This is a genomic window from Rhodococcus opacus, from assembly GCF_012396235.1.
Classification (GTDB): Bacteria; Actinomycetota; Actinomycetes; order Mycobacteriales; family Mycobacteriaceae; genus Rhodococcus_F; species Rhodococcus_F opacus.
Map to the genome: position 1 here is coordinate 1 of NZ_JAAXPA010000025.1, position 21,093 is coordinate 21,093.

The 21,093-nt window shown below is 65.8% G+C and carries 21 protein-coding genes; 15 read left to right on the forward strand and 6 right to left on the reverse strand.

All coding sequences use genetic code 11. The features are described from left to right. Positions 1-243: 243 nt before the first annotated feature. The 15 genes from HGB39_RS27290 (at position 244) to HGB39_RS27360 (ending at position 14,670) form a co-directional block, all read left to right on the forward strand. A complete protein-coding gene (locus HGB39_RS27290; RefSeq protein ID WP_168442964.1) occupies positions 244-1,383 on the forward strand; it encodes an acyl-CoA dehydrogenase family protein in 1,140 nt (379 codons plus the stop codon). Between the two features lie 121 nt (positions 1,384-1,504). Beyond that, positions 1,505-2,293 (forward strand): enoyl-CoA hydratase/isomerase family protein, encoded by a 789-nt coding sequence (locus HGB39_RS27295; RefSeq protein ID WP_005254947.1) that lies wholly within the window; start codon positions 1,505-1,507, stop codon positions 2,291-2,293. A 37-nt stretch (positions 2,294-2,330) separates the two neighbouring features. Next, on the forward strand, positions 2,331-2,708 hold the full coding sequence (locus tag HGB39_RS27300; protein ID WP_005254946.1) for a Zn-ribbon domain-containing OB-fold protein: 378 nt from the start codon (positions 2,331-2,333) through the stop codon (positions 2,706-2,708). Beyond that, positions 2,708-3,856, forward strand: coding sequence for a thiolase family protein (locus HGB39_RS27305; protein ID WP_005562149.1), 1,149 nt, complete (start codon positions 2,708-2,710; stop codon positions 3,854-3,856). Before HGB39_RS27300 ends, HGB39_RS27305 begins: the two co-directional genes overlap by 1 nt. A 9-nt stretch (positions 3,857-3,865) precedes the next feature. Continuing rightward, on the forward strand, positions 3,866-5,071 hold the full coding sequence (locus HGB39_RS27310) for an acyl-CoA dehydrogenase family protein (RefSeq protein ID WP_231137814.1): 1,206 nt from the start codon (positions 3,866-3,868) through the stop codon (positions 5,069-5,071). Further along, positions 5,068-6,030: a phosphotransferase family protein gene (locus HGB39_RS27315; protein WP_005562148.1), complete on the forward strand. Its 963-nt coding sequence runs from the start codon at positions 5,068-5,070 to the stop codon at positions 6,028-6,030. The genes HGB39_RS27310 and HGB39_RS27315 overlap by 4 nt, the downstream gene beginning before the upstream one ends. Positions 6,031-6,080: 50 nt before the next feature. Further along, positions 6,081-7,283, forward strand: coding sequence for an acyl-CoA dehydrogenase family protein (locus HGB39_RS27320; protein ID WP_005254942.1), 1,203 nt, complete (start codon positions 6,081-6,083; stop codon positions 7,281-7,283). Beyond that, positions 7,280-8,041: an SDR family NAD(P)-dependent oxidoreductase gene (locus tag HGB39_RS27325; protein WP_005254940.1), complete on the forward strand. Its 762-nt coding sequence runs from the start codon at positions 7,280-7,282 to the stop codon at positions 8,039-8,041. Before HGB39_RS27320 ends, HGB39_RS27325 begins: the two co-directional genes overlap by 4 nt. A gap of 37 nt (positions 8,042-8,078) precedes the next feature. Continuing rightward, positions 8,079-8,840, forward strand: a complete 762-nt coding sequence (locus HGB39_RS27330) for an SDR family NAD(P)-dependent oxidoreductase (protein ID WP_005562147.1) — start codon at positions 8,079-8,081, stop codon at positions 8,838-8,840. A 15-nt stretch (positions 8,841-8,855) separates the two neighbouring features. After that, a complete protein-coding gene (locus tag HGB39_RS27335; protein WP_043787540.1) occupies positions 8,856-9,923 on the forward strand; it encodes an NAD(P)-dependent alcohol dehydrogenase in 1,068 nt (355 codons plus the stop codon). 74 nt (positions 9,924-9,997) lie between these two features. After that, positions 9,998-11,506 carry a class I adenylate-forming enzyme family protein gene (locus tag HGB39_RS27340; RefSeq protein ID WP_005562145.1) on the forward strand — a complete coding sequence of 503 codons (1,509 nt, stop codon included), beginning with the start codon at positions 9,998-10,000 and terminating at the stop codon, positions 11,504-11,506. A gap of 82 nt (positions 11,507-11,588) precedes the next feature. Next, entirely contained in the window at positions 11,589-12,197 is a 609-nt protein-coding gene (locus tag HGB39_RS27345) for a TetR/AcrR family transcriptional regulator (RefSeq protein ID WP_005254930.1), read from the forward strand. A gap of 75 nt (positions 12,198-12,272) precedes the next feature. Next, on the forward strand, positions 12,273-12,608 hold the full coding sequence (locus tag HGB39_RS27350; protein ID WP_169693447.1) for an EthD family reductase: 336 nt from the start codon (positions 12,273-12,275) through the stop codon (positions 12,606-12,608). 11 nt (positions 12,609-12,619) lie between these two features. Next, positions 12,620-13,621, forward strand: a complete 1,002-nt coding sequence (locus HGB39_RS27355) for an MBL fold metallo-hydrolase (protein WP_005254927.1) — start codon at positions 12,620-12,622, stop codon at positions 13,619-13,621. Between the two features lie 17 nt (positions 13,622-13,638). Continuing rightward, entirely contained in the window at positions 13,639-14,670 is a 1,032-nt protein-coding gene (locus tag HGB39_RS27360) for an NADP-dependent oxidoreductase (protein ID WP_005562143.1), read from the forward strand. A 58-nt stretch (positions 14,671-14,728) separates the two neighbouring features. Here the strand turns inward: HGB39_RS27360 and HGB39_RS27365 are convergent, their stop codons facing one another. From HGB39_RS27365 to HGB39_RS27390, 6 genes are all read right to left on the reverse strand, one after another. Beyond that, complete coding sequence (locus HGB39_RS27365) at positions 14,729-15,493, reverse strand: SDR family NAD(P)-dependent oxidoreductase (protein ID WP_005254922.1); 765 nt, start codon at positions 15,491-15,493, stop codon at positions 14,729-14,731. A gap of 45 nt (positions 15,494-15,538) precedes the next feature. Next, entirely contained in the window at positions 15,539-17,239 is a 1,701-nt protein-coding gene (locus HGB39_RS27370) for an ABC transporter permease (RefSeq protein WP_037203392.1), read from the reverse strand. Continuing rightward, a complete protein-coding gene (locus HGB39_RS27375) occupies positions 17,239-18,402 on the reverse strand; it encodes an ABC transporter ATP-binding protein (RefSeq protein ID WP_005562142.1) in 1,164 nt (387 codons plus the stop codon). The genes HGB39_RS27370 and HGB39_RS27375 overlap by 1 nt, the downstream gene beginning before the upstream one ends. A gap of 61 nt (positions 18,403-18,463) precedes the next feature. Beyond that, on the reverse strand, positions 18,464-19,243 hold the full coding sequence (locus tag HGB39_RS27380) for an SDR family NAD(P)-dependent oxidoreductase (RefSeq protein ID WP_005254916.1): 780 nt from the start codon (positions 19,241-19,243) through the stop codon (positions 18,464-18,466). Continuing rightward, positions 19,240-20,277 (reverse strand): extracellular solute-binding protein, encoded by a 1,038-nt coding sequence (locus HGB39_RS27385; RefSeq protein ID WP_043793469.1) that lies wholly within the window; start codon positions 20,275-20,277, stop codon positions 19,240-19,242. Before HGB39_RS27385 ends, HGB39_RS27380 begins: the two co-directional genes overlap by 4 nt. Positions 20,278-20,356: 79 nt before the next feature. Continuing rightward, positions 20,357-21,052, reverse strand: coding sequence for an alpha/beta fold hydrolase (locus HGB39_RS27390; RefSeq protein WP_005573429.1), 696 nt, complete (start codon positions 21,050-21,052; stop codon positions 20,357-20,359). Positions 21,053-21,093 lie beyond the last annotated feature (41 nt).

Genomic DNA, 21,093 nt, shown 5'->3' on the forward strand with positions numbered 1-21,093 from the left:
TCGGAGCGGTTGTATCCCCTGCGGACGGTACCCGGGAGGGCTATGGCGAACTCGATAGATTCGTCGAGCAGGGCAACTGCGTCGTCGATCCGGCCGCTGTCGAGGATCGCGTAGTACCGCTCGATCATGAGTGCATCGGTCATGAAATGAACTTAGTTCAACCCGACGCCGATTGTCGAGAGTCCTTGCCGCGATGGCTTGGGCGAAACTAAACTGAACTCACGTCAATTTGAGGAGAGTTTCATGCCGTCCCCCCATTCCCATCCCTGGCCCGAGACCGAACCCTCGGCGATGACGCCCGTCGCCGAGCACGACGATATCCGGGCGGTGGTCCGCCAGTTGCTGGATCGACATTCGACGCTCGAGGCCGGCCGTCTCGCCGCCGAGTCGGAAATCGGCTATTCACCCGAGTTGTGGTCGCTTCTCGTCAAGGAGATGAACGTCGCCGCGCTGGCGGTGCCGGAGGAGCGCGGCGGTCTGGGTTACGGCGTGGTCGAACTCGGGATCGTTCTCGAAGAATGCGGGCGCGCGCTGGTCGGCGAACCCGTGCTCACGTCCGCGACGCTGGGGGTGCACGCCCTACTCGCCGCCGACAGGTGCCCGCAGGTCGACGAACTGCTGGGGCGGGTCGTCCAGGGCGAACTCGTCGCGACCGTGACAGCTCTGAGCGAGGAGACCGATTTCGTCGACGCCACCCGGACCGGAGGTCGCTGGTCGGTGTCCGGCCGCGCGACCAACGTCGTGCAGGGCGGCGCGGCCGATATCGTCGTGCTACTCGGGCGCGGTGACGAGGGGCCCGGCCTCTACGCGGTGGATCTGCGTACAGCCCCGGTGCGGCGCACGGAGCTTCCGGTCATCGATCCCAGTCGGCGGCAGGCGAATCTGCTCTTCGACGACGCGGACGCCGTGCGTCTCGTCGGACCCGGCGACGCAGTGCGGACGGCCGCATCACTGCACAGCCTGGGAGTGATCGGGCTGGCCTGCGAACATGTGGGAATCGTCGATCGTCTACTCGAAAGCACAACGGGCTACACGATGCAGCGTCACCAGTTCGGGCGAGCGATCGGCTCCTTCCAGGCCGTCAAGCATCGACTGGCCAACACTTTGGTCGAGTTGGAGAAGGCTCGATCGGCGGCGCGGTATGCGGCCGCCGTGTTCTCGGAAGACCCGGACTCCGCGGCGCTCCCGGCCGCGGTCGCGGGGGCGATCTGCACCGAGGCCGCGATCGGCACCGCTCTCGAGGCCGTGCATTTGCATGGCGGTGTCGGCTTCACCTGGGAACATGCCGCGCATTCCTACGTTCGCCGCGCGCTCGGCGACGAACCGCTTCTCGGTGATTCACGGGCGCACCGCAGTCGCGTCGCGGATCTCGTCGGGCTCTGAATCGGGGGCGTCTGCCCCGGCTGAATCGAAACCTCTTGCTCCGCCCTATTGACGGACCCTCGCCCACCCAGTAGAACTGAAGTGAATCCAGTTCAGTTTTAACCCTCGAAAGGACACCGACATGGTGGACACCGACCACATCGTGCTCGAGAAGGACGGCGACGTCGCCCGCGTATGGCTCAACCGCCCGCACAAGAAGAACGCGGTCACCGTCGAGCTGCTGCATCGCCTCGACGAGATCATCGTGGAGGTCGACAACGACCCCAACCTCAAGGTGCTCGTCCTGCGTGGACGTGACGGCACCTTCTGCTCGGGCTTCGACCTCGACGAACTGCGGGAGAAGTACGTCGGCTCCACCACCGCGATGGACGTCGCCGTACTGTCCGCCAAGGTGTGCGACCGCCTGTACTCGATGAACACGCCGTCCGTCGCGGTGCTCGAAGGCTTCGTCACCGCAGGCGGTTTCGAGCTCATGATCTCCTGCGACTTCGCCATCGCCGCCGACGACGCCCGGATCGGCGACTTCCACATCCGCCGCGCGTTGTTCGGTGGGGCAGGCCCGATCTACCGGCTCCCGCGGATGATCGGCATTCGGAAGACCAAGGAGCTCATGCTGACCGGCAAACTCCTCACCGGCAAGGAGGCGGAGGCCTTCGACCTGATCAACGCCTCGGCACCGCCCGAAGACCTCGACAAGCTTCTCGCCGAGTTCATCGCCCCGATCGTCGACAAGAGCCCGTTCATGATGAAGCTCACCAAGATGTGCATCGACCGCGGTCTCGACGCGGACATCCAGTCGCTGATGGTGATGGAGCACCTCGCCGTCGGCAACGCGCTGCAGTCCGAGGACGCCCGAGAAGGCGTGAACGCCTTCCTCGAAAAGCGTGAGCCGGTCTGGGTCGGTCGCTGATCCGACGCCGACGACGAATCCCGAGGAGAGAATGAGGATGGGCGAGACACATACCGCGCCTGCGCTCGGCGCGAGCCGGTGCTCCCACTGCTCGACTGTCGCGTTCCCGGCCACCGGCCTGTGCTCGCAGTGCTCACGACCGGCGATGTCGCCGTTCACCCTGAGCACACGCGGGACGGTCTGGGCGTACACGGTTCAGCGGTTCGCCCCGAAATCCCCGCCGTATGTCCCGCCGGCGAACGGTTTCGCGCCGTTCGCCGTCGGCTACGTCGAACTCCCCGAGGGAATCAAGATCGAAGCCGTGCTCGAATGCCACGACTTCGACGAGCTGGACGACGGGGCGCCGGTGACCTTGATCGCCACGGCGCCGGTGCCCCGGTTCGCCACCGATGCCTATCTGAAGGAGATCCGCTGATGTCCACCGTGTCGATCATCGGGGCCGGACTGTCGAAGTTCGGACGTCAGCCGGGCAAGAGCGGTCGACAGCTGGCGCTGGATGCGATTGCGTCCGCGTTGACGGACGCCGGCATCGGGTGGACCGATGTTCAGGTCGCATTCGGTGGCAGTGACGGTTCCGGGCTCGCCGACACCCTCGTCGCCGAACTCGGGCTCACGGGAATACCCTTCACCAACGTCAAGAACGGTTGCGCGACCGGCGGTAGCGCGCTGGTGTCGGCCGTCAACGCGATTCGTGCGGGTGCCGCCGACATCGCACTCGCGGTCGGATTCGACAAACATCCGCGCGGCGCCTTCGACCCGGCACCGGAGGATTGGGGTCTGCCCGTCGGCTACGGCGAGGCGGGCCTGATGGTCACCACCCAGTTCTTCGGCATCAAGATCGCGCGGTACATGCGCGAGCACGCAATCAGTGCACCGACTCTGGCCGCCGTGGCGGAGAAGGCGTACCGCAACGGCTCGCTGAACCCGAATGCCTGGCGGCGCGAACCGATGTCCGCTGAGGCAATCGCCGCAGCGGACATGGTCAACGACCCGCTGACGCGATACATGTTCTGCTCTCCCGGCGAGGGGGGTGCCGCCGTCGTCGTGGCGAGTGAGGCCGCCGCCCGGCGCCTCGGCGGAAGGCCGGTGTACTTGCGCGGAATCTCGGCGGGCACCCGCCGGTTCGGTTCCTTCGAGGTGTTCGGTCCGTCGATACAGGGCCGGGGAACCCCACCCAGCGTGAGCACGTCTACCGCCGCCGCCGCATTCGAGCAGGCCGGACTCGGTCCCTCGGATGTGGACGTCGCGCAACTCCAGGACACGGAGAGCGGTGCCGAGATCATGCACATGGCCGAGTGCGGATTCTGTGAGCACGGCGAACAGGAGAAACTGATCGCGGCAGGCGAGACGGAGATCGGCGGCCGGATCCCAATCAACACCGACGGCGGATGCATCGCCAACGGGGAACCGATCGGCGCCTCCGGCCTCCGGCAGATACACGAGATCGTCACGCAGTTACGCGGGGAGGCCGGTGCCCGACAGGTTCCCGGACACCCGCGCATCGGATTCACCCATGTCTACGGTGCGCCCGGAATCAGCGCCTGCACCGTCCTGTCCGTCTGAGGAAGAGCCATGAATCAAGCAACGATGCCCGACCTGGACCAGTTCGTGGATGAAGCGCGGGCATGGCTGAGAACCGTCGCCGAACCGCGCACCCAGATCAAATGGGGAGTGGGATCCGACTCGGTCGCCGTCTTCGAGAATTGGACAGCGGAGCAGGAGCGGGACGAGACCGACCATATCCGCGCGTACGAGCAGACGAAGTTCGACGCCGGCTGGGGCTCGATGAACTGGCCGGCCGAGTACGGTGGCCGCGGCCTGCCGATGTCCTACGTCCTCGCGTTCCGGCGGGAGGAGAACGCATTCGACGTGCCGCGCCGGACCGAAATGTTCTCGGTGACTCAGCAACTGGTAGCCCCGGCGATCGCCCAGTGGGGAACACCGGAACAGTGCGAGCGGTATGTGCGCGCGATGCTCCGGACCGATATCATTGCCTGTCAGCTCTTTTCGGAGACCGAAGCCGGATCCGACCTTGCCGCCGTCCGGACGAGGGCAGTCGAACGGAATGGCCGGTGGACGATCACCGGGCACAAGGTCTGGACGTCCGGCGCCCGCGTCGCCGACGTCGGGGTGGCGGTGTGCCGTACCGACCCCGAAGCGCCCAAACACACAGGCCTCACGGTGTTCCTGGTCCCGATGGATGCTCCCGGGGTCACCGTCCGCCCGATCCGCCAGATGACCGGGGGCAGTTCCTTCAACGAGGTCTATCTCGACGGTGTCGAACTGTCGGACGACCACCGGTTGGGGCCCGTGGGGGAGGGGTGGCCGGTCGCCTTGACGGTGCTGGCGGCCGAACGACTCGATGCCGGGAACCTGGGTCTGGCCAACGCCGATCACGCCGTCGAACTCGCCCGTCACCTCGACCGGCCGCTCACCGAGATCGAGCGTGACAAGGTCGCGGACCTCGTGACCCGCAGCTATGTCCAGCGCGTGACCGGAATGCGGGTGGCCGCGGCAGTGGTCGCCGACAAGGACCCCGGCCCCGAGGCTTCGGTGGGCAAGTTGCTTGCCACGGACACCATGGCGCGCACGTCGGAGGTGGTCCGGCTGTTGCTGGGACGCGATCTGATTGCCGACTCGGGCGAGTGGGGAACGTTCGCGTGGACGGAGCATGTGCTCGGCGCACCCGGGTACCGGATCGCGGGCGGCACCGACGAGATCCAGCGCAACATCCTCGCCGAGCGTGTTCTCGGTCTGCCGAGGGAGCCGCGCCGATGATCACGAACAGCACGCTCGGCGTCCGGGTGGCCCAGCGCCTGCGCGAGCAGAGCCCCGGCCTCGACATCGGCGCACTCGAGCCACTTCTCGGTGGGCATTCCGGGTTGACGTACAAAGTGCCGACCAGCGACGGCGACCTCGTGGTCAAGGCGGTTCCCGAGGGGCAACGCCCCATCGGGCGGCACGACATGGTGCGTCAGGCGCGGATCATGGAAACACTCGGTGCGACAGAGGTTCCCGTGCCTCGGATCGTCGCCGTCGACGAGAGCGGGCCGGCGTGGTTCGCGATGGAGTGTGTGGCCGGGGAATCACTCGAGCCGGTGCTCGATACGCCGCCGGTCGAACCGGCCGTCGCGGCCGCGCGGATGCGCCGTGCGGCCGCGGTACTGCCGCTGCTGCACGCGGTGCCGGTCGACACGATCCCGGCGGCCGGGGATCCGTTGTCACCCGCTGCGGAGCTGGCCCGGTGGAAACGCACCCTGGACGCCGTTCCCCCCGAGCTCGTCAGTGGGGGCGACGAGTTGCTGCGTCTGCTCGCCGCCGATCTCCCCGACGCGCTGCCACCGACGCTGGTGCACGGCGACTACCGGCTCGGCAACATCATCGCGCGTGACACCGAGCCGGCGGCGTTGATCGACTGGGAGATCTGGAGCCTGGGCGATCCGCGGGTCGAATTGGGCTGGTTCCTCGTCTTCGCCGACGGTGCGAACTTTCCCGGCGTGGGGCGCGCGGTGCCGGACCTGCCGTCCGCGGACGAACTGATCGACCTCTACACCGGGGACCACCCGGCACTGCCGGACATGAACTGGTTCAACGCGCTCGGCCGTCTGAAGATGGCGGCGATTATGGGCCACAACCTGCGCCGGCACCGTGAGGGCCGCCACCACGACCCCGACCAGGAACGGCTGCCCGACACCATCTCGCAGCTCATCCGCAGCGGAACCGCGCTACTTGCCTGATCAACCTCCGATCATCGCGTGACGCGATGACGGAACAGAGAGGACCTCACGTGGACTTCGAATACTCCGCGCGCACCGAGCGACTGCTCGAGCAGCTGCGGACCTTCATGGAAGAGCACGTCTATCCGGCCGAGGCCGTGTACGACGAGCAGATCAAGTCGAACGACAACCCACACGAGCAGCCCAAGGTCATGCTGGACCTGCAGGCGAAGGCGCGCGAGCTCGGATTGTGGAATCTCTTCATGACGCACGGCGAGTGGGGGGCCGGTCTCACCAACCTCGAGTACGCCCCGCTCGCCGAGCTGGTCGGGCGCTCGGTGATCGGCAACGAGGCCATCAACTGTTCGGCACCCGACACCGGCAACATGGAGATCCTCGCCATGTTCGGCACCGAGCAGCAGCAGTCCCGGTGGCTCGCGCCGCTTCTCGACTGCACGATCCGGTCGGCGTTCGCGATGACGGAACCGGATGTGGCGAGCTCGGACGCCACCAATATCACGTCGACCATCCGCCGGGACGGCGACGAGTACGTCCTGAACGGCCGGAAGTGGTACACCTCAGGCATTCTCGACCCCGACTGCAAGCTCGTCATCTTCATGGGAAAGTCCGATCCCGACGCTCCGACGTACCGGCAGCAGAGCATGATCCTGGTGCCCGCGGATTCTCCCGGTATCGAGGTCCTCCGCGATCTGCCTATGTTCGGGTACCGCGACCGGCTCGGTCACGGCGAGGTCCAGTTCACGGACGTCCGGGTACCTGCCGATCACATGCTCGGCGCCGAGGGCGACGGTTTCGCGATCGCGCAGGGCAGGCTGGGGCCGGGGCGCATGCACTACGCGATGCGCGCGATCGGCATGGCCGAGCGCGCCCTCGAGCTGATGTGCCGACGAGCTCTGCAGCGCAATGCCTTCGGTGCACCGCTCGCCGATCGCGGTGTGGTACGGGAGTGGATCGCGCGCAGCCGGATGGAGATCGACCAGATCCGGCTGCTGGTTCTCCAGTCGTCGTGGCTGATGGACACCCGTGGCAACGCCGCCGCCCGCTCGGAAGTCGCCGCGATCAAGGTTGCGGCCATGGAGGTCGCTCATCGAGTGGTCGACCACGCCGTCCAGACCTACGGCGCGGCAGGGGTGAGTGACGACACGATCCTGGCCCGGCTGTATGCGATCACCCGGGCACTGCAGATCGCCGACGGCCCCAACGAAGTCCATCTGCGCACCATTGCGCGCCTCGAACTGAAGAAGTACGCATGAACGCAACGCGAGAACTGACAGGCAAGGTCGCTCTCGTCACGGGGGCCACCCGTGGGCTCGGATACGCCATCGCGAGCGGGCTGGCGGCCGCGGGGGCCACCGTGATCGTGTCGAGCCGCAAGGAGGACGCGTGCATCTCCGCGGCCCTCGCGATCACGAGGGACACCGGTGGCATCGCCGAACCGCTCGCACTGCACGTCGGGAAGTGGGACGCGATCGAACTCGCCGTCGACCAGATTCTCACGCAGTTCGGAAGCCTCGACATCGTTGTCAACAACGCCGGCATCGCGCCGCTGTCGCCGAATCTCGAATCGGTCTCCGAGTCGCTCTTCGACAAGACGATCGAGGTCAACCTCAAGGGCCCGTTCCGGCTCATGGCGGTGGCCGGCGCCAGGATGAGCGCGGCCGGAGGCGGTTCGATCATCAACATCTCGAGCATCGGCGCACTGCGGCCCAGCCCGCCGGAGGCGATGTACGCGGCATCGAAGAACGGCCTCAACGCGCTGACGATGGCCTTCGCTCAGGAATACGCGCCCCGGGTACGGGTGAACTGCATCATGCCGGGCGGATTCGCGACCGACATGGCGGCGGACTGGGACGACGAGTTCGTCGGCAAGATCATCGACCGACTCCCGGCCGGGCGCCTGGGGAACCCGGACGAAATCGCCGGTCTCGTCGTGCATCTGGCGGGTGACCGTGCCGGTTACACCACGGGGGCCGTCATCCCGGTCGACGGCGGGCGCACCGCCGTCTACTGACGCGCGCGTGCCACGAACACGAGTAGGAGCCAACCACATGCAGGTACCCGAGCTGTTCCAGCTGAGCGGTCGCGTCGCCGTCGTCACAGGTGCGTCGTCCGGCCTGGGAATGGGATTCGCGCGGACACTGGCGTCGGCGGGGGCGACGGTCTTCGCGGCCGCCCGCCGTGTCGAGCGTCTCGCGGCGCTGGCAGGCGAGGTCGACGGGGTCGTCCCCGTCGAGTGCGACATCACCGTGGACTCGGACCGGCGCTCGCTCGTGGATCGGGCACTCGCGCGGGCCGGGCGGATCGACGTCCTCGTCAACAACGCGGGCAGACCCGGCAGACCGAACGCCGAGGACGAGAGCCCGGAGGAGTTCTCCTCGATTCTCGACGTCAATCTGGCCGCGGGATTTCATCTCGCCACGTGCGTCGCCTCGGCCACACCGGCGGGCGAGGCAGCATCGATCATCAATATCTCCTCCGTCGTCGGGCTCGTCTCGACGGCACCCATTGGCGGTGCGAGCTATGCGGCATCGAAAGCCGGCGTGCTCGGGCTGACCCGTGAGCTCGCCGGGCAGTGGGGTAGACGTGGCATTCGCGTGAACGCCATCGTGCCGGGCTGGTTCGACACGGAAATGACCGATGGATTATTCAGCAACCAGCGCTCGGCGGACTGGGTGCGCCGCAACACGATGCTCGCCCGCGGCGGACGCCCCGGCGAAGTGGACGGCGCCGTGCTCTTCCTGGCATCGGACGCGTCGTCCTACGTCACAGGCCAGACTCTGGTGGTCGATGGCGGCTGGACCGCCCGGTAGGCAAAGGTGACACCCATGGAAGTTCCGACGATGCGCGCAGTGCGCCTGACCAGCTGGGGTGACGGTGCGCGGGTTGTGCGCGTCCCGGTTCCCGAACCTCAGGGGAATCAGCTGCTCCTCCGGGTCACCGCCGCCGGGCTGTGCAGATCCGATCTGCACGTGATGGACGCACCCGCAGGAGTATTCGACTATCCCCTCCCGTTCACGCTCGGGCACGAGGTGGCGGGAACCGTCGTCGCTGCGGGCCCGGAGGCCGACAAGTCCTGGATCGGTGAGTCCGTCGTGGTCCATGGTGTCTGGTCGTGCGGGCAGTGCCGCAACTGCCGCCGAGGCCGCGAGAACTATTGCTTCGAATTGGGCCCACGCGAGGACGGTCGTCTCGCCGCGATCGGCAACGGCATCGGCTACGACGGTGGCCTGGCCGACACCATGATCGTTCCATCGGAGCGGTGCCTGGTACGCACCTACGGGCTCGCCCCCGAGAGTGCCGCCCCACTGGCCGATGCCGCCCTGACGGCGTATCACGCAATCCGTACCAACCGGGATCTCGTCGACGCCGACTCCGTGTCCGTGGTGGTCGGTGTCGGGGGACTGGGCCATATCGCGGTCCAGGTTCTTCGCGCGCTCGGCGCGGGAACGATCATCGCGGTCGATCCGCGTGAGAGTTCGCGCGACCTCGCGCGTCGACTGGGGGCGGACATTGCGGTGTCGGACATCGCGGAGGTTGCGGCCTCTCGGCCCGGTGTCGCCCGGCGTCACTGCGCTGATGTGGTCTTCGATTTCGTGGGAGCGCCGGACACGATGGAATCGGCGGCGCAGTTGCTCGCCCCCGGCGGCCGACTGGTCACCGTCGGCAGCGCCGGCGGCCGGCTCACGGTGGGCAAAGACGTGGGACTCGCGACGGGGTGGCAGGTGACTGCGCCGTTCTGGGGAACGCGCGCAGACCTCGAGGCCGTGGTCGACCTTGCGAACCGAGGCTTGCTGGCCGTCGAGGCGACCGCGTACCCGTTGGACGACGTTCTCGACGTGTATTCGAAGTTGCGGCGCGGCGAGATCACCGGGAGGGCCGTCGTGATCCCGTAACGGACGAAAAGCTGGATGCGGTGCGCGTTGTAGTCAATAATGAAACTAGTTCACTTCAATGAAAGGTCGGCGGAATGTGGGAGCTGGCACGCGAATTCGTTGCTCGCGCAGCGAATTCTCCGGATGACATCGCAGTCGTCGATGCGACGGGGGAACACACGGTGGCGGAGGTTGTCGCGGCGGCAACCGGGCTCGCCGCCCAGCTGGACGCCGCGACGGGTGGCTCACCGACGGTGCTGGTGCAGGCTGACAACACGTGGCGCACACTCGCCGCGGCCATCGCCGTCGGACTGCGCGGCGGTCTGATCGCGGTGTTCAGTCGACACGCCACCCCGTCGGAGTTCGCTGTGGCCTTGGACGACATCGCACCCGACGTGGTGATCGCCGACCGGCAATCGCTCTCGCAGTGGGGTGTACCGGAGGACCGGTTCTGCGAGGAGGCGGTCGCGACGGCAGGCTGGGTGATGCGCTGGTCGCGATCACCGGTCAGCGACATCGAGCGGTGGAACGGCGGGATCGCGATCGCGATGACGTCCGGGTCGACCGGACATCCCAAGTGCGTGGTGCAGTCCGAATCTGCAATCCGGTACGCCTGCCGGTGCACGATCGAGGCGGTCGGTCTCGAACCCGGAGATCCTGTCGCGGCGTTCGTGCCACTGTCGTCGGTAGCCGCTTTCTGCTTCGGGCTCTATCTCCCCGCCGTGCTGGCCGCGCCGATGGTCTGCATGGACGGCTGGAAGCCTGCGACAGCCCTCCAGATCGTCCGGGAACACCGGGTCGCGTGGACGATGCTCGTCCCGACCATGGCGCTTCAGCTGGCCGTCGCGCCGGACGCTGCGGGAGCGCTGACGTCGCTGCGCGCAATGACCGTCGGCGGCGGTCCCATGGACGCCGGCGCGCTCGGGCGCGCCGAGCAGACTCTCGGCACCACGTTCCTGCGTGTGTTCGGTATGTCCGAGTGTCTCGGGCACACGACCCCGCTGCCCGCGGACGAACCGGACGTCCGCCTGGGGCGGGACGGTCGTCCCTTCCCCGGGACCGTCGTCCGGGCGGTCGACGCACACGGCGCTCCTCTGCCACCGGGCCGCGTGGGCGATGCCCAGGTCAAGGGTCCCTCCCTCTTCGTCGGTTATGCACGGTCTGGGGTTCCTGCGCCCCCCGAACTCACCGCGGACGGATTCCTGCCCACCGGCGACCTCGTCGAAGTCGCCGAAGACGGCACCATCCGGGTGATGGGGCGTCAGAAGCAGATCATCATCCGCGGGGGCCGCAACATCGATATCAACGAGGTCGAGGCCGCGATCGCGCGCATCCCGACCGTGTCCCAGGTGTGTGTGGTCCCGGTTCCGGACGAGCTACTCGGTGAACGTGCCGCGGCTTTGGTCGTGAGCACGGGTGCACCGGTTACCCTAGATGAGGTGACTGCGCACCTCGGAGACGTCGAGTTCCCGAAGTTCAAGTGGCCGGAGTTCGTCTTCACGATCGACGATCTGCCGCAGAATCGGGTGGGGAAGCTGTCTCGGCCGGATGCGGTGGACCTTGCAACACGCCTGCTCGCGGGTGCCGACAGCCACTCATATTGACCCGACTTCACCTCAGTTCAGGTAGTCTCTGAGGTGCCGACCCGAAAAACAGATGGATGGGGGACCCGTGTCCGTAGAAGCTATGACGCTCCGCGATGGTCCGCGTTCGAAGCGTGGGCTCATTCTGACGGCCGCGATCGAACGCTTCGGGGAGGTCGGCTTCGAGCACACGAAGTGGGCGTCGATTGCCGACGAGGTCGGTATCGGCCAGACGGCGCTCTATCACTATTTCGAGTCGAAGGGTCACTGCCTGCTGACCATCATGCGTCTCGAACTGGCGGAGTCCCTCGAGCGATTCACGGCCGCGATCGAGGGCGTCGACGACCCGGTGGAGGCGTTGGGTGCCGCCGTCACCAGTGCGCTGGAAGCGACCCCCCGGGACGCCTTGCAGCGTCGCATCCTCCAGAGTCACATGGATCTGCTCGCCACTCCCCGCCAATCCGAGAAGGAAGAAGCCGAGCGCCAGACCTCACGTGCGCTGGTGAACTCGATCGAAGAGGCGTGGTCTCTCCTCATTGCGAAGGGGATCGGCGCCGGAGTCTTCGCCGACGCCGATCCACGTCTGATTGCCCGGCTGATTCTCGGACTCGTCGTCAGTGTGTGGCGGTGGTATCGCCCCGGCGGGGACATGACCCTGGACCAGCTCAACCAGCACGTTCGCGACGCCACCCTGCGCATCGTCCGCGCGTAACGCGGGCGTCTGCGGAGGGGTGGTTTTTCTTACTCTCGATATTTGAACTAAATTCAGGTCAGTTATGGAGTGATGATGTACAACTTGATCGTCTTGGCCGCGCGTCCGCACGACTGGAGTCATGAGCAGTTCATCGAGTGGTGGCGCGGTGAACATGCCGACGTGACCTACCCGCTGCCGGGCCTGCGGCGCTGGCAGCACACCGAGGTGCTCGACGCCATGGACGACCGGTCCCGGGAATGGGACGGCGTCTCGATTCTGAGCTTCGACTCCCGTGAGGACCTCGATGCCGCGCTCGCCAGCCCGGAATGGCAAGCCGCAGTGGACAACGTCGGCCAGATGCGTGGAAAACGCATCCTCGTCATGGGGGAGGAGAAAACGATGGTCGAAGTGGACAGCGGTCAATCATGAGGGCGCACTGGATGGAACCGGGCTGCTACGAGGTGGCGCCCGGTGTGCATCGAGTGCCCCTCCAGATGCCTGGAGACGGCCTCGGGGCAGTGAACATCTATGCCCTCGAGACCGAGGACGGGCTTGCCCTCATCGACGGTGGCTGGCGAGTCGGCACGACCTTCGACGAGATGGAGCGCGCCCTGCTTCGGATCGGGCGCAGCACCGAGCAGATTCACGACATCTATGTCACCCACGTGCACCGCGATCACTACACGTTCGCGATCGAACTCCGCCGCCGACACGGCTCCCGCGTCCACCTCGGGATCGCCGAGGCTGACGGATTGGCAGCCGTCAGTGCACTCGGCAGTAACGTGCCGACGGATTCGCTACACGAACTCCGCCGCGCCGGTGCCACTCTCCTGGCGGACACGGTCGAGGTTCTGACCGCTGCGGAGCCGTTCCACCCCTCGGACTGGGAACAGCCCGACCACTGGCTCACCGCAGGTCCGGTCCGGATCGGACGGCGCACACTCGATGTGGTGCACACGCCCGGTCACACGAAGGGGCACATGGTATTTCACGACGAAGAGCAAGAGGTGCTCTTCAGTGGCGACCACGTCCTGCCCACGATCACACCGTCGATCGGCTTCGAACTCGGCGACTGGGATCTGCCGTTGGGGCGCTACCTCGAGTCGCTGACCCGTCTGCTCGAACGCCCCGACTCGCAACTGCTCCCGGCGCACGGAGATCCGACGCCGAGCGTGCACCTGCGCGTCGAAGAACTTCTCGCACATCATGACCGGCGTTTCATATCCATGCGCGACGCGCTGGTCTCGCTCGGGCCCGCGACCGCGATTGCCGTCGCAGACGCGGTCACGTGGACCCGTCGCGAGAGGCCGTTCTCCACTCTCGACCCGTTCAATCAAATGATCGCCACCTGTGAGACCCTCGCCCACCTCGACATGTTGGTCGATCGTGGCCGGCTAACGGTCCGAAGACGAGACGACCGCGACGTCTTCTCCGTCGTCTGAGTGCGGAAGGATTCCCAATGCAGAGTCACGAGTTGAAACTGGCGCGCCATCCCCAGGGGAAGGTCCGGCCGTCGGACTTCCGCCTCGACATGGTGACGGTTCCCGAAGAACTGACGCCCGGTGACATTCTCGTGCGCAACTCGTGGTTGTCGATCGACCCGTCTGTCAGGATGCGTCTCGGCCCCACGGGTCCCGCGGGCTACCTCCCACCGTTCCGCATCGGGGAGACACTGACCGGGTTGGCTGTCGGCGAGGTACTCGAGTCCCGTGACCCCGGCTTCGAGAAGGGCGACACGGTTCTGCACATCAAGGGTTTTCGCGAGTTCGCGGTGGTCCGGCAGGGCAGCGAAACCTTGGCCGGGGCAGGCGGAGTGACACGCCTCGACACGAGCGTGCACCCGCCGCAATCCTATCTCGGAGCGCTGGGCAGTTCCGGGCTCACGGCGTACGTGGGATTGCAGTGCATCGGTGGACTCACGAGCGGAGACGTCGTGTGGATCTCGTCGGCCGCGGGTGCGGTCGGCAGCCTCGCCGCGCAGATTGCGAAGCTCCGAGGTCACTACGTGGTCGGCAGCACAGGTTCCGGTGAGAAGGTCAGGTTCCTGCTGGACGAACTGAAACTCGATGCAGCATTCGACTACCACAGCCCGGACCTGGTGGAAGCACTCGGGTGCGCGGCACCGGACGGCATCGACCTGTATTTCGACAACGTGGGTGGAGCGCATCTCGAGGCCGCCCTGTATCACCTCCGGACGGGCGGCCGCGTGGCCATGGCGGGCGCCGTCGCCTCCTATGACGCGGACACGGCGGCACCGAGTCCGGGCAATCTCTTTCAGATCGTCGCGAAGAACCTGACGGTGCAGGGTTTCCGGGCTGGAGCCTACGACCATCTGCTCGGCGACATGCGGGCCGAGGTGGGAAGCTACCTCCGCGACGGTCGCCTCGTTGTCGAGGAAACCGTGTTCGACGGCCTCGGGTCGGCGCCGGACGCCATCGTCGCGATGCTGCAGGGCCGGACCGTGGGAAAGACGCTGTGCTGCCTACGCTGATGCTCCCAGACGAACATGGCCTCCGCATCACGCGGAGGCCATGTTCGTTCTGCGTAGCTCAGGCCGCCGTCCACCCACCGTCGGCGTAGATCTCCGAGCCGGTGACGAAGGTGGAGTCGTCGCCGGCCAGGAAGGCGACGACGGCCGCGATCTCCTCACCCCGCCCGAGTCGACCCATCGGGGTGCCGGCCAGCATCTCGCGGTGACGCTCGCTGCCCTCCCAGCGCTCGAGTAGTGGGGGCGTCCCGATGAATCCCGGGTGCAGAGAGTTGACGCGCACCCTCGCTTTCGCCCAGTGCAGGGCAGCGTTCTTGGTCATCGTGCGGACTGCCCCTTTGGCGGCTGCATAGGCAACGCTGTTGCCCAGGCCGCCCACCGTTCCCAGTATCGAGCACATGTTCACGATCGAACCGCCGCCGCTCCGCTCGATCAGCGGGCCGGCGTGTTTCATACCCAGCCACGTGCCGGTCTGGCCGACCCCGATCACCCGATCCCACTGTGATCGGGTTTCCTCGTCGACCGTGGCGACGCTGCCGATGGCAGCGTTGTTGACCAAGGCGTGCAGCGCGCCGAACGTGCTCTCGGTTGCTGCCACGACGTCTTCCCACTGTTCCTCGGAGGAGACGTCGAGGGCGAGCGCTGTATGTCGCTCGGGCTGGGTGAGCGTATCGAGCAAGTCCTGGCAGCCCGACTTCTCGAGATCAGTCAGGACGACGTGAGCGCCCTCTTCGGCGAGCCTTCGGACGATCTCCGCGCCGATACCACCGGTCGCACCCGTCAGTAGGACGACCTTGTCGCGAAGTCGGTCAGGGCCGACAGTCATCTGGACTCCTTGTCACTTGTTCGGCTCGGGCAGGGAAGGTCGACATCAGAGGTTGCTCAACACGTTTCGGCCACCGACGAGCATCGCGACCACTACACCGATGCTGGTCACCGCGGTCATGAGAAGAGCCATCGCGGCCACGAGCGGGTAGGAGCCGTTCTCCCACAGGTCGAACAGCAGCGTCCCCATCACCTGTGTCGTGGCGGCACGGACGAGCAGTGAGGCGGCGAACTCGTGGGTCAGCAGGATGAACATCAGGGCGACGGAACTGAGCACGGTCGGCCTCATCAGCGGCAGAATCACCCGCACATTGGTGACGAACGGGCTCGCGCCGCTCGTTGCCGACGCCTCGGCATAGGTCTCGCCTAGCGACAGCATCGCCGTCATTTGCATCCGGGTGGAGAAGGGCACCATCAGCACGATGTAGACGAGGATGATGACAGCCTTGGTCCCGTAGAGGATCAGCGGAGGCTGGGTGTACGTGAGCAGGAACCCGACGCCGAAGATCACCGCTGGAATGCCCAGGGGTAGAGCAGTGATGATGTCACCGATGGTTCCCAGCACTCTGTGTTTGCGGCCTCGCACGAGCAGCGTGGCGGTGAGGTAACCGATCGGCACGCAGACGGCGACCGCCACCACGGAGGTGAGGAGACTCGTGTACACGGAGTCGACGATGCTCGCCGTCCGGAACAGCGCCCGGAAGTTGTCGAGTGTGAAGAGATTCCAGGACAGTGTCTCCGACCAGTAGGGAGACACGGCCACGATGGCGAGTCCGATCAGCGGAACGACGAGCGCGAGCATCGCATACGCGGAGATGCACACGGCGGCCCACGCCGAGCGTCCGGTGTCGGGTGCGAACGCTTTTCCGCCGTGCGTGACGAAGCGTGACTGATTGCCGAGAAGCATCTTCTGCGCCAGCACGACGACGACGCCGAAGATGACGAGCGGAGAACCCGCCGCGGCTGCGGCGGCGAAGTCCGCCGGCGACTCGGACACCCGCCGATACATTTCGGTGGTGAGGACCTTCACGCCGGTGTTCTGTCCCAGCAGGAGTGGTCCGGTGAACTGGCCCAATCCGAGAAGCAGCGCGATTCCACCGCCGTACACCAGGGAGGGGCGAAGCAGCGGGAGCACTACACGAAAGAACACCCCGAGTGTCGACGAACCGCTGATCTGTGCTGCCTCGAGGTGCTCGGAACTGATGTTCTGCATTCCCGCGCTGACGAAGAGGTAGACGAAGGAGGTGAGTCCGAAACCCGTGAGAATGATGATCCACGGTGTGCTGTAGATGTCGACGGGTCCGGAGTCCACGTGGTTCCACCAGGGGAGCTTGCGCAGGAGTGCGTTCAAATACCCGGGTCCGGGCGAGAGAAGGAATGCCCACCCGACCACATTGGCTACCGCGGGCATCACGATGGGCAGGATGGGGACGATTTTGAGAAAGCTCAGCCGACGTGGCAGCCGGCTCGCCGCGAACGCAAGTATCGTCCCCAATACCATTGCGATAGCCAGTGACGAGAGAGCGAGGGCAATCGTTGTTCGGATGGTCTGGCCGATATCGTACCGGCCGTACTGGGCTTCGAAACCGCGTGCGCCGTCCTCGAACGCCAGCGACTGTAACCGGAAGAGCGGGAGCACGACGAGATACGCCAGAACCGCCAGCAGTGCGCCGTACCCGAGTCGGGTACGCCACACCGTACTGACGACGAACGGACGTGCGCCGCGACTCACCGCAACCGTAGCCATCACGCCTCCGATCGGGCGGCCTGGGCGAGCACGGGAACCTGGAGATCCACGTGACCGTCCGGAAGCGGAAACACTCGCAACTTGGTGGGCGAGAAGCTCACCACCAGAGGAGATCCGATGGTTGCAGCACGCAACCAGCGTCCGTGTCGTTCCGCGTCTGCGCGGACGAACAACTGCTCGCCTCCGGCATCGACCGTCACGTCGAAATAGCGGCCTCCGTACTCGGAGGTGACGAGTTCGCCGACGAAGCCGACGTCACCCGCACGGACCTCGTCGAGTGAATGATGAAGTGCGAGGTCTTCGGGCCGGAGTCGTCCCACAGCCGTATCGCCGCTGATGTAGTCGCCCTGGACGCCCGCCGCGTCGAGATCGACGGGAGCCCCCGCTCGCGTGGTCCACCCCTCGTGCCTGCGGACGAGTTCGAGCCGGTTCGCCATCCCGATGAATGCGGCGACATAGTCGGAGGAAGGGGTCTGGTAGACCCGCTCCGGGGTGTCGTACTGTTCGATCTTGCCCGCCTTCATGATGGCGAGTCGGTCACCGAGCGCAAACGCCTCGGCCTGATCGTGGGTGACGAATACGGCAGTGAAGCCCAGTCGTTGGTGTAGTTGATGAATCTGGGACCGCACCTGATCGCGCAGCCGTGCGTCGAGATTGCTCAGGGGCTCGTCGAACAGCACCAGGTCGGGTCGGGCGACCAGGCCGCGGGCCACGGCGACTCGCTGTTGCTGTCCACCGCTGAGCTGGGACGGATACCGGTCGAGCAGGGCTCCGCAATCGACCATGTCTGCGGCGGTCTCGACCTGTCCGGCGGCGATGGCGCTCTTCATCCGTCGAACCTTCAAGGGGTACCGGATGTTTTCTCGCACTGTCATGTTGGGCCACAGCGCGTAGGACTGGAAGACCATGCCGATGTTGCGCTTGTATGCCGGAACGTTGATGCGGGTCGACGCATCGAAGACGGTGTTGTCCTTGAACGTGATCGACCCGCCCTCGGGTGTCTCGAGACCGGCGATGCATCGTAGGGTGGTCGTCTTCCCGCAACCGCTGGGGCCGAGTAGGACGAGAAATTCACCGTCCTGGATGTCGAGGTCGAGTTGATCGACAATGGTGTTGGACCCGAAGGTCTTGGTCAGGTTGGAAACCTTGAATTGTGATGTCACCTTGGCACCTGCTTGGTTGCGAGTGGTTTGTCGAGGAAAAAGAAAGTGAATTCAGTTCATATTACGGTCTCGTCGGGTGCTTCGGAGTCTTGGCGCCCGCGGAGGTTCCGCCGTCGATCATGAGATCGGAGCCCGTAATGTAACTGCTGTCCTCGCACGCGAGGAACAGGATGGCCTTCGCCACCTCGAGTGGTAGGCCTCGGCGCTGCAGCGGAATGCTTTTCACATACGCGTCCATGTCGTCGTCGGCGAAGTCGGCGCCGGCGGTGATTGCCGTCTCGATGCTGCCCGGGCACACCGCGTTGACCCGGATCTTCGATTCCGCGAACTCCAACGCCGCAACGCGGGTCAGGGCGCGAACACCGAACTTCGACGCGCCGTATGCACCGAGCTCGGCCGTCGCGAGGACGCCACGCAGCGAGGACAAGTTGACGACGGACCCGCCGGTGGTCATCGCGGCACCTGCGGCTTGCAAGCCGAGGAAAGTCCCCACCAGATTGAGGTCGATCATGCGTCGTAGGTCGGCGAGTGACGTCTGCATGATGGACGCTTTGGATGCGGCGCCTGCGGAGTTGACGAGAACACGCATCGGATGCCCGCGATCCGCCATCTCGGTGGTGACGCGCGTCCACTGAGATTCGTCGGTGACGTCGAGGTGCCGGTAGTGCGCTCGCGCACCGATTTTCGCCGCGACACGTTCACCCAGCTCGTCGTCGACGTCGCCGAGGTAGACCGTGGCCCCGTGGGCGTGGAAGAGTTCCGCGGTCGCGGCACCTATCCCTCGTGCAGCACCGGTGACGAGAGCGCAGGTGTCACGTAGTCGCTCGTCGGTCGTAGTCACTGGATGAATCTCTTTTCCCAATCGGACTGGTATTCGGTGAGCGATTCGGGTGTCAGGTCGGACGGGTTGGGCAGCGCGATGTCCTGGGCCCGTGCGACGCTTCCTTCGATGCCGGGGAGTGCGCTCGCGTAACCGTGTGATAACGCCTTCTGGCCGGCGGGGGTGACCATGAAGTTCGCCAGCACCTGTGCGGCATTCGGGTGCGGCGCCGCGGACAGTGCGTGTGTGAACCACGGGGTTCCCCACGGGGGCGAGGGCAGTGCCCAGTCCACCGGTGCTCCCGATTCCTTCTCTCGCACAAGCGGTTGCACCATAGGGGTTGCGACGATCTCGCCCGAGGTCAGGGCCTGAGCCACGCCCAGTGCACTCGGGTAGATCCGCGGTTTCAGTTCGGCGAGCTTCTGGAGATAATCGGCGCCGAAGTTCTTCTCGAAGAATCGGTAGAGGTCGACGTACGAGGCGATGCCGGACGGGTTGACGATTCCGATCTTGCCCTTCAATGCTGGGTCGAGGAGGTCTGCCGGCTTCTGCAGACCTCCCGGAAGTGCTGTCGTGTTCCAGCCGAGAGCGAACACCGCCGCGCTGGTCAGGAAGAACTTGTCGGAGATGATGCTCGTCTGCGGTTCGTACTCCGGCGCATCGAATGCCGGGCCGACGAGATCGGTCGAGTAGGTGCCCGACCCGGCGGCAGTCTCGATCCAGGCGGCGTCGGTCAGCATGTGCACATCAGCCGTTCCCCGCTTCGTCTGATTCTCGACCTCGACCTTCGGGTTGATGTCAGCGTCGGTTCCCCGGACGTATTCGAGGGAGATCTCGGGATACTCCTGCTCGAAGGCCACTTTCAGAGCGTCGAGATTGGCGGGCTTCTGGCTCGAGTACAGCAGCACACTGCCTTCGGCCTTGGCTGCGGCGACGACGTCGTCCCACGTGCCGGACACGGGACCGGTGGACCCGGAACCGCCGGACCCGCAAGCGGCGGAGGCGAAAGCGGCGACCACTGCGACCGCGATCAGCTTTATCGGCATACTTCTCATGGCATGAAAGCCCTTCCGGTATCGGTTCGACGAATGCGAAGCCGTGTGTTCGGTGATGGATGGAGGAGTCGAATGAGGCCTACGGCGCGACACCGTTGAGCAGCGCGGCAACGCGATCGGGCATCGTGACCATGGCCATGTGGCCGGATTCGAGGAATGCGGTGTCGCCGCCGACGAGGACGGCCGATCTTTCCTGGAGTTCGGGTGGATAGCAGGTGTCCTTGGACAAACGTACGTATGTACGGGGTATATTGGCGCGGAGACCGGACAGGTCGACGGACTCTGTGAGTAGCGCGCCGCAATCGTCGACCAACTGGGCGATCATCCATTCGGTCTGTTCCGCGTCCATGTCGTTGCAGAGCATCGCGGCGGCGCCCATCGGATCCTGGCGGTACGCACCATCTTCTATCGAGGCTTCCACCGCGGCGCGGACGTCCGGGTCGATCTGGTCGATCACTCGCGTCCCGTCGGGCGGGACGACGGCGGACAGGAAGACGACGTGCCGTAGTCGGTGTGCGAGTGCCTGCATGACCCGAGGGGCCGTCACTCCCGCGAAAGAGTGTGCGACGAGGACGACGTCCCCGAGGTTCGCCGCCTCCACGTCGTCGATGACGGCGGCGGCGCAGTCGTCGAGGGTGACGGACCGCGGGTCGACGGAGCGCCGTCCTCCCCGCCCCGGGAGATCGATTGCGAGAGTGTCACCTTCGAGCAAGGGGAGGAGGGGCGCCCAGCAGGAGGCGCCGATTCCTGCGCCGTGGACGAGAACGAACGACATTTTGCTCCTCGCTAAATTGAACTGATATCAGTTTGAATCTA